This window comes from Oleiphilus sp. HI0080, from assembly GCF_001635135.1.
The window spans coordinates 1-626 of sequence record NZ_LWFU01000799.1; the positions used below are offsets into that span (position 1 = coordinate 1).

2 protein-coding genes are annotated in these 626 nt (G+C 44.1%); both read left to right on the top strand.

Going from position 1 to position 626, the window contains the following annotated elements; genetic code table 11:
* Positions 1 to 283: DUF3081 family protein (locus tag A3751_RS16305; protein ID WP_082863328.1), on the top strand; the 283-nt coding region annotated here is incomplete at its 5' end.
* A 94-nt stretch (positions 284 to 377) separates the two neighbouring features.
* Positions 378 to 626 (top strand): RimK/LysX family protein (locus A3751_RS21900; protein ID WP_231876919.1); only part of this gene is annotated, 249 nt, incomplete at its 3' end.

The window sequence follows — 626 nt, forward strand, 5'->3', positions numbered from 1 at the left end:
ATACATGATGGATGATCTGAAGCAGAAAATTGAAGTACGCAAGGCGCTAAAAGCATTTGAATTGATTCGCCAGTTTGGCGAGCAAGAGGGTGATGAGTATCGTCTGTATGGCGTAAGCGCCAGCTCAGACTTTGATGGTTATAATCTTTTACTAAAAGATGCGCGTGTGAAATTACATATCTTCTTTCATAACAAATTTGAATGCGACTTCGATTCAAAAAGCGCGCTCGACGCGTTTATCGGCAAGCTTGATGCTTTGATTGAGCATTACGAGGCGGTATAAGCAGGTCTTCGTGAAACAGCGCCATAAATAGCTTGCTATGACCTTGAGCTTTGGAATAGATTTATTTCTTAATCATGCTCAATAGAGAATAACATTGAAACAAAACATCGGAAGTGAAGAATGGTGCGCCTTTTCAGACCTCGGGCTGCCAGCCGTAAAAGCGCGCGTTGATTCTGGCGCCAAAACCTCCTCGATTCACGCCTTTAATATTCATACATTTCGACGCGATAATGAGAAATGGGTGAGCTTCGAGATCCATCCTATCCAGAATAGTCGGCGGACTGTGATTCGTTGCGAACGACCGATTGTTGACCGACGCGCGGTTAAAAGTTCATCCGGAGTT